At 58.2% G+C, this 13,653-nt stretch carries 9 protein-coding genes; 6 read left to right on the forward strand and 3 right to left on the reverse strand.

Annotation, left to right across the window (positions count from 1 at the left end):
• Positions 1–44: 44 nt before the first annotated feature.
• Positions 45–218, reverse strand: a complete 174-nt coding sequence (locus tag EHN06_RS21180; protein ID WP_164735613.1) for a hypothetical protein — start codon at positions 216–218, stop codon at positions 45–47.
• 171 nt (positions 219–389) lie between these two features.
• Positions 390–5,273, reverse strand: a complete 4,884-nt coding sequence (locus tag EHN06_RS13030; RefSeq protein ID WP_127332980.1) for an NAD-glutamate dehydrogenase — start codon at positions 5,271–5,273, stop codon at positions 390–392.
• Between the two features lie 144 nt (positions 5,274–5,417).
• Between EHN06_RS13030 and EHN06_RS13035 the strand changes: the two genes are divergently transcribed.
• The 6 genes from EHN06_RS13035 to EHN06_RS13060 are packed head-to-tail and all read left to right on the forward strand — an operon-like array spanning position 5,418 to position 12,327.
• Positions 5,418–6,380 (forward strand): AAA family ATPase, encoded by a 963-nt coding sequence (locus tag EHN06_RS13035; protein ID WP_127332981.1) that lies wholly within the window; start codon positions 5,418–5,420, stop codon positions 6,378–6,380.
• Between the two features lie 9 nt (positions 6,381–6,389).
• Positions 6,390–7,337 carry a DUF58 domain-containing protein gene (locus EHN06_RS13040; protein ID WP_127332982.1) on the forward strand — a complete coding sequence of 316 codons (948 nt, stop codon included), beginning with the start codon at positions 6,390–6,392 and terminating at the stop codon, positions 7,335–7,337.
• Positions 7,334–7,804 carry a DUF4381 domain-containing protein gene (locus tag EHN06_RS13045; RefSeq protein ID WP_127332983.1) on the forward strand — a complete coding sequence of 157 codons (471 nt, stop codon included), beginning with the start codon at positions 7,334–7,336 and terminating at the stop codon, positions 7,802–7,804. Before EHN06_RS13040 ends, EHN06_RS13045 begins: the two co-directional genes overlap by 4 nt.
• Positions 7,798–8,808: a vWA domain-containing protein gene (locus tag EHN06_RS13050; RefSeq protein WP_127332984.1), complete on the forward strand. Its 1,011-nt coding sequence runs from the start codon at positions 7,798–7,800 to the stop codon at positions 8,806–8,808. The genes EHN06_RS13045 and EHN06_RS13050 overlap by 7 nt, the downstream gene beginning before the upstream one ends.
• Positions 8,801–10,597: a VWA domain-containing protein gene (locus tag EHN06_RS13055; RefSeq protein WP_127332985.1), complete on the forward strand. Its 1,797-nt coding sequence runs from the start codon at positions 8,801–8,803 to the stop codon at positions 10,595–10,597. Before EHN06_RS13050 ends, EHN06_RS13055 begins: the two co-directional genes overlap by 8 nt.
• Entirely contained in the window at positions 10,591–12,327 is a 1,737-nt protein-coding gene (locus tag EHN06_RS13060; protein ID WP_127332986.1) for a BatD family protein, read from the forward strand. Before EHN06_RS13055 ends, EHN06_RS13060 begins: the two co-directional genes overlap by 7 nt.
• A gap of 27 nt (positions 12,328–12,354) precedes the next feature.
• Here the strand turns inward: EHN06_RS13060 and ccmI are convergent, their stop codons facing one another.
• A complete protein-coding gene (ccmI, locus tag EHN06_RS13065; protein WP_127332987.1) occupies positions 12,355–13,632 on the reverse strand; it encodes a c-type cytochrome biogenesis protein CcmI in 1,278 nt (425 codons plus the stop codon).
• Positions 13,633–13,653: the final 21 nt, after the last annotated feature.

Raw genomic sequence — 13,653 nt, forward strand, 5'->3', positions numbered from 1 at the left:
GGTCCACTGACTCCGGGGCCGGGGATAGGCAAAAAGGGTTGCCTCTACTTGTACCGGGCGACGGTACCAACCCGCAGGGCATCTTCCGGAGACATCCCCCAGTCCTCCCGTTGCGTGGGCTGACGGGATTGGTCGCTCCTGCGATCATGTTCCACAGAGCCCTCAGCGCTTTTGCGCTGATTCAATGCATCCAGAGCTTTTTGCACCAAAATTCGCATTGCTCACCTCCTGACTGACTACGGTACAAGTGTACCGAAACCGCAGCAGGCTATCTGTGATGACAACGAGGGTCAACAAGTGACCCTCGTCACGATTTTTTGACACAAATTGACAGTTTTCAGGCTCGCTTTTCTGGCAACCGTCACGAACCGTAACCCCGGGCGCCACATTCAAGCGGTCACCACTTCATCCTCCTCGTGAGCACTGTGCATGGTCGCCTGCGCCAGATCCAGCAATTCCCGCAAGGCCACCGAAAACATGGCGTATTCCGGTTCACGAACCCCTTTGAGCTCCGTCAGCATGGTTTTCCAGCGACTGATCATAGCGTCGTGACGAGCCATCCAGCGGTCGACACAACCTGGCACCTCCTCCGGCTTGCCAGCCAGTTTGAGCACCCCGGTCGTCAACGCGCGTTGCTGCCAGTCCAGGTCTTCCCGGAAACTCTCCCGGGCCAGAGCCTGCCAGTGAGACACCGGAACCAGGGCCGCAATCGCATTGGCAAACCAGCTCAGGTCCAGTTTTTCGCCCAGATCATAATATAGGTTGGCAACGGTTTTCAGCGGCATACCTGTCGCTTCCCGGCCCTCAATAATACCCAGGGACGAATACAGATAGCTGGTGCCGGACAGTACCGATGCCAGCTCTTTGGGCAACCCGGCTTCCTTCAGCTGATTGAAGCGCTTGTCCCAGTTAGCCCTGGCTTGTTCTCCCAGGTAGTCCGGCAGGTCGGATGTGATCTTCCAGACACCGTCGGCAAACCGCTCCATATGACTCTGGATACTGAGTTCGGCACGGCGGTTTCGCAGTAACCAACGCACCGCCCGGCGAATCAGACGCATCAGGTCATTCATCAATTCCATCTGCAACGATGCGGGAATGTGGAAATCCAGGGATTCTATCTTGTCCCACCAGGTATCCAACCGGAACACGTCCCGCGCGATGATCCATGCCAGGGCAATGGACGCAGGGTCGGCACCGGTTGATTGCGACAGACGTTCCACAAACGTGATGCCCATGTGGTTGACCATGTCGTTGGCGATCTGGGTGGCAATGATTTCCCGCCGCAGCTGATGCTCACTCAACTCCTTTGAGAACTTGCGGGTCATCGCCTGGGGGAACACCTTGTACATCTCGCCCGCCAGTAGTGGCTCGTCCGGCAGGGTGCTGTCAATCAGCGTCTGCTTCAGATCCCCCTTGACGTACGAAATCAACACCGACAACTCTGGTCGGGTCAGCCCCTTCTTGTCGAGTTTGCGCTCGGACAGTGTTTCATCGTCCGGGAGAAACTCAAGGGCACGATTGAGCTTGCCCTCGCTTTCCAGGGTGTTCAGTAACCGACGGTACTCTTCCATCCGGGTACTGGCTTCCTCACTGGCGATACTGATGGCTTGGGTCTGTCGGTAGTTATTCTTCAACACCAGAGCGGCCACGTCGTCGGTCATGTCTTCCAGCATGATGTTGCGTTGCTTGGACGTGAGATCGCCCATGGCCACCGCCTGATTGAGCAGAATTTTCATGTTGACTTCGTGGTCGGAGCAATCGACACCACCGGAGTTGTCGATGAAATCCGTATTCAGGCGCCCGCCGTTAAGGGCAAACTCAATACGACCAAGCTGGGTCATCCCCAGGTTGCCGCCCTCACCTACCACTTTGCAGCGCAGTTCGGTACCGTTAATTCGCAACCCGTCGTTGGCCTTATCCCCTACATCACCATGGGTTTCATTTTTCCCTTTCACATAGGTGCCAATACCGCCAATCCACAACAGGTCTACCTGTGCCTTGAGAATATGGGTGATCAGCATGTTGGGCGGTACGCGGTCCGACTTGATACCAAGCAGTTTTTTCATTTCCGGGCTCACCGGAATCGACTTGGCACTGCGACTGAACACACCGCCCCCCTTGGAAATCAGCTTGCTGTCGTAGTCCGTCCAGGCAGAACGGGGTAACGCGAACAGCCGCTTGCGTTCCTGATAGCTCTTTGCAGCATCCGGGGTTGGATCGATAAAGATATGGACGTGATTGAACGCCGCCACCAAACGGGTTTTCTCGGAGCACAATAACCCGTTACCGAATACATCCCCCCCCATATCGCCGATACCAATGGCGGTAAATTCGTCCAGCGCCGGGTTAATGCCCATTTCGCGGAAATGGCGCTCAACGGACACCCAGGCACCACGGGCAGTAATCCCCATTTTTTTGTGGTCATATCCATTACTGCCACCGGAGGCAAAGGCATCCCCCATCCAGAAGCCGTACTCGGCAGACAACTCGTTGGCGATGTCCGAGAACGTGGCCGTCCCCTTGTCCGCCGCCACTACCAGATAGTGGTCGTCGTCATCATGTCGGATGACCCGTTCCGGTGCATGGATCTCCCCGTCCAGCAGGTTATCGGTGATATCCAACAAACCACGGATAAAGGTCTTGTAGGCATCAACGCCTTCTGCCTGAAACGCTTCCCTGTCAGACGGATCCGGCAGACGCTTGGCAACGAAGCCCCCCTTCGCCCCCACGGGCACAATCACCGCATTTTTGACCTGCTGCGCTTTCACCAGCCCCAGGATTTCCGTGCGGTAGTCCTCGAACCGGTCCGACCAGCGCAAGCCGCCGCGAGCTACCTTGCCACCGCGCAAGTGCACACCTTCCACCCGAGGGGAATAAACAAATATTTCAAACATCGGCATCGGCAGCGGCATGTCGGGGATCTGGGTGGGATCAAACTTGACGCTGATGTAGGACTTGTTCCTGCCTTCGCCGTCGAACTGGAAATAGTTGGTGCGCAGGGTTGCCTGCATCAGCTCCAGATACAACCTCAACACCCGGTCTTCACTCAGATTTTCAACGGCATCCAGGCCGGCATTGAACTCGATCTCCAGCTTTTGCTGGGCCGCATTGCTTTTCCCCTCGCTCTGATAGCGATCCGGGTTGAAACGAACCTCAAAGAACTCCAATAACGACTGAGCCAGATCGACATGATTGACCAGGGAATTGGAGATAAAAGTCTGACTGTTGGAGATACGGATCTGCCGCATATAGCGGGCATAGGTCCGCAACAGCGCAATCTGCCGCCAGCTCATGTAAGAGGCTAACAGCAACCGGTTAAAGGCATCGTTTTCCGCATCGCCGTACCAGACCCGTCGGAACAGATCCTCGAAGATCGGGCGAATCCGATGGATGTCCACCACATCGCCACTATAGGCCTGCAGGGTGAAGTCGTGAATCCAGACGACCTTACCGTGCCGGTCATTCACCTCGAAGGGATGCTCCCCAATCACCCGAAAGCCAAGGTTGTCGAATATCGGCATGACATCTGACAGGGGCAACGGCTCGTTTGCGTGGAACAGCTTGAAATGGAGGGTATTCTCCTCCTCCTCCAGGGCCCGGTAGAAACTCATGGTGAGTTTGCCATCCGCAGCATCGGAAATATGCTCCAGATCTATCGCAGCCCGCCGGGGTGAAAACATGTCGGTGTAACTCGGCGGGAACCCTCCGGAGTACAACCGGTAAAATTCATTGCCCTGTTCTTCGCCGTAGACCTCGTTGAGTGCTTCCGCCAGGCCGTCGCGCCATGACTGTGCCAGTTCAATCACCTTCTCACGGATTTCGGCAATAGGAAGCTGACGATTCTCAACCTGGGGCACACGGATGGTGAACTGCACCCGTGCCAGCACCGACTCGGAAAAGTGTGTCACAAACTCAATGTCTTCAGCTTCCAGGCGGTCCAACAACACCTGCTCTACCTTCAGGCGCAACTCGGTGTTGTAGATATCCCTCGGGAAGAACGCCAGACAGGTCACAAACTGGCCATAAACATCCTCCCGCATGAATAGTTCAATACGCCGCCGCTCCTGGATATAGAGAATATTCTTGGCAACGCGGAGCAATTCCTGAGGCTCAATCTGGAACAGTTCATCCCGCGGGTAGAGAGTCAGGATCTGCTCAAGCTCCTTGCCGGCATAATCATCCCGCAGAAAACCGGACTTTTTCATCACCGAATGGAATTTTCTTCGCAGCAGCGGGATGTCTTCCGGGGGTTCGTTGTAGGCACGGGAGGTATACAGACCCAGGAAGCGGCGCTCTCCCACCACTTCACCCTTGCTGTTGAATTTTTTGACAGCGATATAATCCGGGTAGGCAGGGCGATGCACCCGCGACCGTTGCGCCGACTTGGCGAAAATAAAAACGTCGTCTGTACGGGTCATTTCGTGGCGGGTACGCTGAGGCAGCTCGTTCAGACGGACCTTGTCCGGGCGCTCATTGTTGACCCTCAGAATCCCCAACTCGGAATTCTCCACACGCCGGACCACCATGCCGCTTTTGTCCCTGACGAAATCGTATTCATCGTACCCGAGGAAGGTAAACCGGTCCGATACCAGCCAGTTGAGAAATGCCTGGGCTTCTTCCTTGTCCTCGTCACTGATGCCGGCGGTGGTAACATCCAGTTCGGTAATGAGCTCATTCACCTTACCCGTCACCACCGGGAAATCTTCAACCGCAATCCTCACTTCATGGAGAATCGTCTGAAAGACGTTTTCCAGATCCCGGAGATCAGACGGATCACTGTGTCGATCAATTTCCAGAACGATAAATGCCTCGTACTCCGAACCAGCACTCGACTTCTTGGTAGAATGCAGTTTCTTGAGCTTGCCATTCTCGTCACGATCCACCCGCAGGACGGAATGCTGGATGGAATGGGTGCCTATTTCCCGCTGATTGATCGCGATGCGGAGGGAATCAATGAGAAATGGCATGTTCGGATGCAGAATGAATATGACGGTATGGGTCGACTGCCAGCCATCACTCTCCAGATCCGGGTTGAAGACCGCAACCGGTGTCTCGTCCGCACTGCGCTTCTGCAGGAACTGCCAGGCTGCCAATATCGCGCCGTAGGTATCCGAGAATCGTCGACTCACAAGCTCTTCAAGGGGAATATGAGCGTAATGCTGCCTGGCAAACTCACTGATTTTCTTTGCTTCCGTCTTTGCGATTTTTTGCAGGAAAGCATCGGCCAGCTGCTCAAAAAACTGATCCTTGCTGGCAACCGTCAGCGCATTCATAGTCGACCTCAGTTTAGTGTGAAATAAACGTAATCAGGGTATCGTCACATAAGCATAGTCAAGCCCTTGATTTTTGCCGACCAGATGCGAAAACTGCGGCAAATACTTAAGTAAAGAGCCTCCACACAGGAACAAGTACTGCCCATGTCACTACAGCATACGTTCGGGGAACTTCGGTCTCAGTTAGCGAAAAGGATTATTGGCCAGGAAAAACTGGTGGACCGGCTACTGATTGCCTTGCTGGCAGACGGACACCTGTTGGTCGAAGGCGCCCCCGGTCTTGCCAAGACCACGGCAATCAAGGCCCTGGCAGAGCACCTGGAAGGAGACTTCCATCGTATCCAGTTTACTCCAGACCTGTTGCCCTCGGACGTTACCGGCAGCGAGATCTATCGCGCCGAGACCGGCCAGTTTGAGTTCCAGCATGGCCCGATCTTCCATAACCTGGTACTTGCCGATGAAATCAACCGGGCACCGGCCAAAGTACAATCCGCCCTGCTGGAAGCCATGGGCGAACGGCAGGTCAGTGTGGGTATGCGCACCTTCCCCCTCGATCCGCTGTTCATGGTGATGGCCACCCAGAACCCCATTGAACAGGAAGGCACCTACCCGCTCCCGGAAGCCCAACTTGACCGTTTCCTGATGCACGTGGTGATTGACTATCCGTCCGCCGAAGCCGAAAAAGCCATCCTCCACCTGGCGCGCAACGATTACCGTCAGGGTCAGCCGGCCGCCGCCATCCGCCTGAGTGCGGATCAGGTATTCCAGGCACGCCGGGATATAGCGGATATCTACATGGCGGACCCCGTAGAACAGTATTTGCTCGCCCTGGTCCTTGCCACCCGCGACCCACAGAAGCTGGACCCGGAACTTGCGCGCTGGACCGCTTTCGGCGCCAGCCCACGGGGCACGATCGCCCTGGATCGCTGTGCCCGCGCCCTGGCCTGGCTGGAAGGCCGCGACTATGTCAGCCCCGATGATGTCCGCAATATTGTATTCGATGTACTCCGCCACCGGATTTTGCTGACCTTCGAGGCGGAAGCCGAAGGCATGACTGCCGACGCCGTGATTCAAAGACTGATTGATCATGTTCCTGTTATTGCCTGACCATACCCAATGATGCGAGCGCAAGACGCCACACATATCGACCTCCCCGGCCTGATCCGTCTCCAGGCCGATGCCCGGGCCCTCAAGCTGCCGGCTGCACGTCCCGTGCGGAGCAAGCAGGCCGGACTGCAGCGGTCACCCAGGCGGGGCCGGGGCATGGCCTTTGCTGAAGTACGGCAATACCAGCCAGGCGACGATATTCGCAGTATCGACTGGCGAGTCACCGCCCGGCGCCAATCTCCGCACACCAAGCTCTATGAGGAAGAGCGGGAGCGCCCGGTACTGCTGTTGTGCGACCTCGGCCCCAGTCTGTTCTTTGCCAGTACCGGCGCCTACAAGCAGGTGCGTAGCGCACAACTTGCCGGCATTCTGTCGTGGCTGGCACTTTGGTCAGGTGATCAGGTGGGCGGGATCGTATTCAATGGCCGGGCACTGACCGTGCAACGCCCCGCCCGCCGTAAGAAATCCGTGCTTCAATTGCTCGACACCCTGGCGAAGCTGCAAAAAACGCCGGGAGCAACCAGCCCCCGGGATCTTCAGGTTTCGTCGTTAACGGCCAACCTCGATACCGCTCTGCGGGAAGCGCGGCGGGTCGCCCACACCGGCAGCCGAATCTTCGTGCTCAGTGATTTTCTCTCCATCAGTGCGGACACCTCGCGCCTGCTCGGCACCCTTGCCAGACATAACTCCGTCAGTGCGCTGCGAATCGCGGATCCTCTGGAACTTCATCTGCCGGAGAGCGGGCGCTTTGCCGTTGCCGGCGAGGATGGCCCGGTGTGGTTCGACGCCGGCAACCCTCGATTCCAGCAAGCCTGGCACCAGAAAGTGGAACGCCACGAGACCGAGCTGGCTGATTGCTTTCGTACCTCCGGTATTGTCCCGGCTACCGTGATGACCGATGACGAGCCGGCAGTAATCCTCCAGTCCCAACTGGGGCCACGAGGACGAATCGGATGATGGATCAGGACCCCTTAAGCCAGCTCAGGGACATTCATTTGCCGGAACCCGGGGGCTTCTGGCCGCCGGCCCCGGGATGGTGGATCCTCCTCGTGCTGATTGTCGCGCTGTTGATCGTCGTTGCCCTGCTCATCCGTGGCAAGCGGCGGAAAAACCGCTGGCTCAGGATCGCCCGTCGGGAAATGAATCAGTTGGCCCGGCATGTCTCGCAGGAACCGCAATGGTTTGCCCAGCTCAATGCCTTACTGAAACAGTGCGCCCGGGAACGCTACCCCGGGGAACGTCCCGAGGCGATGAGTGGTTCACGATGGGTAGACTTCCTGCTGCAAACCAGCCCGGATGAGCAGTCGGTGTCACGCCCCATAGTTGAAGCCATGATCAGGAGCAGTTGGCGGCCAGAAGCAGATGCCGACCCGGAGCAGGCGCTGGCGTTCGCCCGTACCTGGCTGGAGGGGCAGAAATGCTGAGCCTCGCGTACCCCTGGGTACTGGTACTTATCCTTGTACCGTTGCTGGTGCGGCTGGGAAAACGTACCGGGCAAGCCGTTGAAGCACCGGTCCTCCCTGTCGGCCACTGGTTGTCCGATCTTCCGGGCGTCAGCCGCGACGGTAACCGCCTGCCCTGGTGGCAGGTTGTGATGCTGCTGGCGATGTGGCTATTGCTGGTCGTTGCAGCGGCAAGACCTCAGCATGTCGGCGATCCGGTCCAGCTACCGGTCAGCGGTCGGGATCTGCTGCTGGCCGTGGATATATCCCCCAGCATGGATGAACAGGACATGATCCTCCAGGGGCGCGGCATCAATCGTCTGCAGGCGGTGAAACGGGTTGTAGACGACTTTATCCTGCGGCGCGAAGGGGATCGACTGGGACTCTTGCTGTTTGGCACCGAACCCTACATCCAGGCTCCCCTGACCTTTGATCTGGCGACGGTGAGAACCCTGCTGCACGAATCCGGTATTGGCATGGCTGGTCGCGCCACCGCCATTGGTGATGCCATCGGCCTGGCCGTCAAACGCCTGAGGGATCGTCCACAGGAACAACGCGTGGTGATCCTGTTGACCGATGGCGCCAATACCGCGGGTGAAATTACTCCCGACAAGGCCACCGAAATTGCCAAGGCCACCGGCGTGCGTATCTACACCATCGGAATCGGGGCTGAAACCATGGTCCAGCGCGGTTTGCTCGGCTCCCGACAGGTCAATCCCTCGCGGGATCTGGACGAAGCCCTGCTGCAGCGGATGGCGGAGCAGACCGGAGGCAAATACTTCCGCGCCCGCAGTCTGCCGGAGCTGGAGCTGATCTATGAAAACATTGATCAACTGGAACCCATTGAGCTTGAGGGCAAACACTATCGCCCGGTCACCGATCTGTTTGTCTGGCCGGCCGCGCTCGCGGTGCTACTGTGGTTGTTGCTACAACTGATCAAGCTATTGAATTTCCCAAGCATTGCACGGAGGAAGCGCCATGGGTGATTTTCATTTCCTCCGCCCACTGTGGCTGCTACTGTTGCTCGTGATCCCGATGATGCCCCTGATCTACCGCAAGGCACGTCAAAGCGACAGCGGCTGGGCCCGCATCATTCCGGAGCCCCTGCTCCGCCCCGTCATCAGCCGGTTTGGGCAATCGGGTGCCCAACCCCGCTCGCCACTGTTGCCTGCGACGATGGCCGTGCTGATTCTCTCCATCGCCCTGGCCGGCCCGGCCTGGCGCCAGGCGCCCACACCACTGCAACAACAAAACGACAGCCTGGTGATTATTCTGGATCTGTCGCTGTCCATGCTGGCGACCGATGTGGAGCCGGATCGCCTGACCCTGGCCAAACGTAAAATTCGCGATATCCTCAGGCAACGGGAAGGCAGCCTGACCGGACTGGTGGTTTATGCCGCCGACGCCCATGCGGTCAGCCCCCTGACCGATGACCGCAATACCATTACCGGTATGCTGGAGGTGCTGGACCCGGTGATCATGCCGGCGACAGGTAATCGTGCCGATCTTGGAGTCGTGCGGGGCCTGGAACTGCTGGAGCACGGTGCCCCTGGCAAGGGCCGGATGCTGCTGATTACAGATGATGTCAGTGATCGCTATCAGGATCGCATCACTCAGGCACTCAGGGGCAGCCGATTCGCGCTGAATACCCTGGTCGTCGGTACCGCGGAGGGTGGCCCGATTCCGCTGCCAAAACGGGGCTTCATCCGCGATAACGGGGAAATCGTCATCGCCAGGGCAAGCCCCTCGGCGCTACAGCAACTGGCCCAGAGCAATGGCGGCAGGAGTCAGCATCTGACCATCGACGATACCGATATCAACAACCTCGGGTTGCTTGCCGAAGACGCTGATGACTGGCAGGAAAGCGAACGGGACCTGACGGTGGATCGTTGGCAGGACGACGGCTACTGGCTGCTCTGGCTCGCGCTCCCTCTGATTCTCATTGGGTGGCGCCGGGGAGCGCTTGCCCTGGTCCTGCTGACGTTACTGCCCCTCACACCCCGGCCGGCAATGGCTCTGGAATGGTCCGAACTCTGGTTACGGGAAGACCAGCGGGCACCCGAGATGATCGCCAGGGATGCCGAAACCGCGGCCCAGCAACTGCGGGATCCGCAATGGCGCGGCAGTGCCCAATACCGTGCCGGAGACTATGAAGCGGCCGCCAGTTCTTTCGCTATTGGCGACAGCCCCCGCGCCCACTATAACCGGGGCAATGCGCTGGCAAGGGCGGGTAAACTGAAGGAGGCGATCGACGCGTATGATCAGGCTCTTTCGGCTCAACCAGACCTGGAAGATGCCCGCTTCAACCGCGACATCGTTCAGCGATTGCTGGAGCAGCAACAGCAGCAAAGTGATTCCGGGGAAGGCAACGATTCCGATCAGCAAAACAGTGAGCAACAGGATCAACAGCAACAACCGGAATCCGATGGTGGCTCCGGCGAACAAAGCCAGGACAATCAACCGGGTGAACAATCCGGCGAGCAGGAAGAGAACCAGCAGCGCCAACAGGGCGAGCAGAGCGGCAATAAGGACCAGGAGTCATCCACGCAACAAGACCAGCAACAACAGGGCAACAACCAGGCTGACGGTTCCAGCGAGGCTGCCGAACAAAAGCGAGAGGCACCGGCAGAGGTTTCGGAACAGCCGCTCACCCAGGGGCAGGAACAATGGTTGAGACGAATCCCGGATGACCCCGGAGGCCTGCTGAGACGCAAGTTCCTGCAGCAGTACCAGCAACGAGATACACAACCCGATGAGGGCGACACGCCATGGTAAAGCGGCTCGCAATCCCCTTTATTCTGATCACCATGCTATTCACCCTGGCGTGGCCAGCGCACGCCGAAAGCGAGCTGACGGTAGAGCCCGACCGTACCAGACTCTACGAAGGTGAAGTGCTGACACTCACCGTCCGGGGCAGCATGAAAATCGACATCAACCTCGGCAACCTGTTCGACCTGGATATCTCCAACCTGCCCTCACCGGATATTGGAAAAGTCGAGGACGATTTCGAAATCGTCGGCCGTAACCAGCGTTACAGCATCCGCACCATCAACAACGACATGGTCGGTGAAATCACCTGGACCTATCAACTGGCTCCCAGAAAAACCGGCGAACTGACCATCCCCTCTCTCACTTTCCAGGACGCCAGCTCCGAGCCGATCACCATTAACGTCGTGGCCGGCACCTCTCCGGACCAGGACCCCGAATCCCGGGACAGCTTTATCGAGTTGTCCACCGACAAGGACGAAGTCTATGTCCAGGAGCAGTTGGTTCTGACCATCAAGCTGTTCTTCAGCGGCAACCTGATTCGTGGGGAGTTGTCGGAACCCGAACACCCCGACGCCATCATCGAAAATCTTGGCAAGCAAAGGGAATACAGCCGTTACCGCAACGGTGTGCGCTTTCGGGTGGTCGAGAGACGCTACGCCATTTACCCTCAGCAGCCGGGTGAATTCCGCCTGAACGCCATTCACTTCGAAGGCCGTGCCCGGACCCCGGAAGGACAACTGAAATTCCTCCGCGACAGCGAGCAGCTGTTCGACATCCCGGTCAAGGGCATTCCTGACAGCTTCACCGGTGACACCTGGCTGCCTGCCAGTGACCTGCAGCTTTCCGAGGCCGGACTGCCGGACAACCAGAACCTGTCCACCGGGCAGAACCTGACCCGAACCTTGTCACTGACTGCCCAGGGATTGCCGGCGGAAGCCCTGCCACCGTTCCCGGATCAGACCGTTCCCGGTATTCGTACCTATCCGGAGCACCCCGAACGTTCAGCAACCAGTGACAGGGACGGAATTACGTCGAGCCTGACACAGACCACGGCACTGGTGCCCGTTGAGCCAGGTAATCTGGTGTTACCGGAGATACGGATTCCCTGGTGGGATACCGATGCGGATGAAGAGAAGATCGCCGTGATACCGGCGAGAACCCTGTCAGTAAGCGCATCGCCAGACCTGACGACCACCTCCGGACAAAACACCGGTGCGCCGGAAAAAGACATGGAAACGACTCCTGTCGAAACCGATGAAAATACCGGGCAGACATCAACCTCCTGGTTCTGGCCGGTTGTCAGCCTGATACTGGCCATGGGTTGGCTGGCGACAGCCATTGCCTGGTGGTACGGCAGGAAACACCCGGCTTCACCTCCTGGACCACAGGCCCGGGATACCGGTGAAAGGGCGCTGTTCCGGGAATTGTGCCAGGCCGCCGAGGAAGGTGACCCACGAACCCTGGAGTTACTACCGAGGTGGGCCGCGCGATATTTCCACAGCCAGCGTTTCGACAGCGTTGCCGACGTTTGCCGCTACGCCGCGGATGATGCCCTGAACCGTGAGCTGGAGGCCTTACAGAGACATTTATTTGGCAAACACGACCATACCGGAGACTGGGATGGCAAACCTCTGGTCGCAGTCCTGAGGAATCTGAGGGGAAAGGATACCCGGCACCGGACTGAGGATAGCCTGCCTCCCCTGTACCCGGAGGGACTGGCCAGCCAGAGCCAGTGACACGAAAGGCCCCGCTTGGAGCCTATTTCAATTACGCAGCTGGTGGTCAATGACCAGGGTAGCCGCCACGCTCTGGTCGTCACTCACGGTAACCGGATCGTTCAGTTCACCCTGCCAGTCACCCGCCTGGGGCATGGCATTACCCGACCGGGACAGCCGCGCCACCAGCAACACCTCCGAGGCATCTGACAGCCGGTTGTCCGGTGACATGGCGTTACGGTCATCGAGCCGTATTTCCGCTGGCAGGTCGCCGGCACTCAACCGCGCAACCGCGAGGGGCGCAGCCCCCTGACTACCGGCTTTACGGGCAAATACAAACAGGGTTGTGTCCCCGGGTACCTCGCCCGCAAAAGCCTCCGACAATTCGATCCGGACCGTCACACCCGGTCCGGAGACAGGCGCCCGCTGATCCTTCGGCGCCTCCCGCCCCAGACGCTGATAAGCCTCACTGATACCCTGACGGATAGAACCTATCTGGGGATGATCCGGCGCCGCTTCAACAATACGTTCCCAGTAGCCAATCGCATCCTCGTAATTCTGCTGGCTGAACGCAGATATACCCAACAGACCCAGGGCGTTCACTTCGTCAGGGTTCAGTGCCCGCGCTTTCTCAATCGCCCGTGTTACCCCGGCGTCGAGTGCACCCTGACTATTAAAGAACAGAGCCTGTGCGGACAAGCCCCACGCCGTGGCTTCGGCCCGGTCATCATCCCCGACCTGTTCCGCCAGTCGTTCAAACGCCCAGGCCGCGTCTTCATATCGTTCCAGACGCATATAACTGCGCCCCAGCATGGCCCAACCGTCGGCGTTATCCGGATTGGCTTCCAGGCGCTCCCTTAGCTGGGCGGTCAGCTGGTTCATTTGCTGCACTCGGTCTCCATCCGAGGCAATCATTTCCTGCATCGCAAGGTATTGTTCAAGATCGTCCATCGCCCCCCACTGCTGGTACAGGAAGACCGCAGCAGCCGGGATCAGGGCAATACTGACAATGGCAATGGCCATGGAGCTTTTGCGACCGCGCACTCCGGTGGCGGGTCCGCCCTCCTGCTGACTGGCGTCGGGCACATCATCCAGCATGCTACCGGCCAGTTCATCCCTGAGCTGCTGGTAGTTTTCCTGATCAAGGATACCGGCCTGATACTCGTTCTCCAGCTCCGCCATCCGTGACCGGTAGGCCATCAGATTCTGGTTTCTCAGGTCAGTCTGCTGTTGCTTTTCCGACCGGTGGAAGAACAGGGGCCAAATGATAAACGCCAGAGCCAGAATGATAAGCGCGGCGGCGATAATCCAGAAAAGGTTAGTCATAAGAAGATCGTGGTGTTTCCA

The sequence above is a fragment of the Marinobacter sp. NP-4(2019) genome (assembly GCF_003994855.1).
Lineage (GTDB): Bacteria > Pseudomonadota > Gammaproteobacteria > Pseudomonadales > Oleiphilaceae > Marinobacter.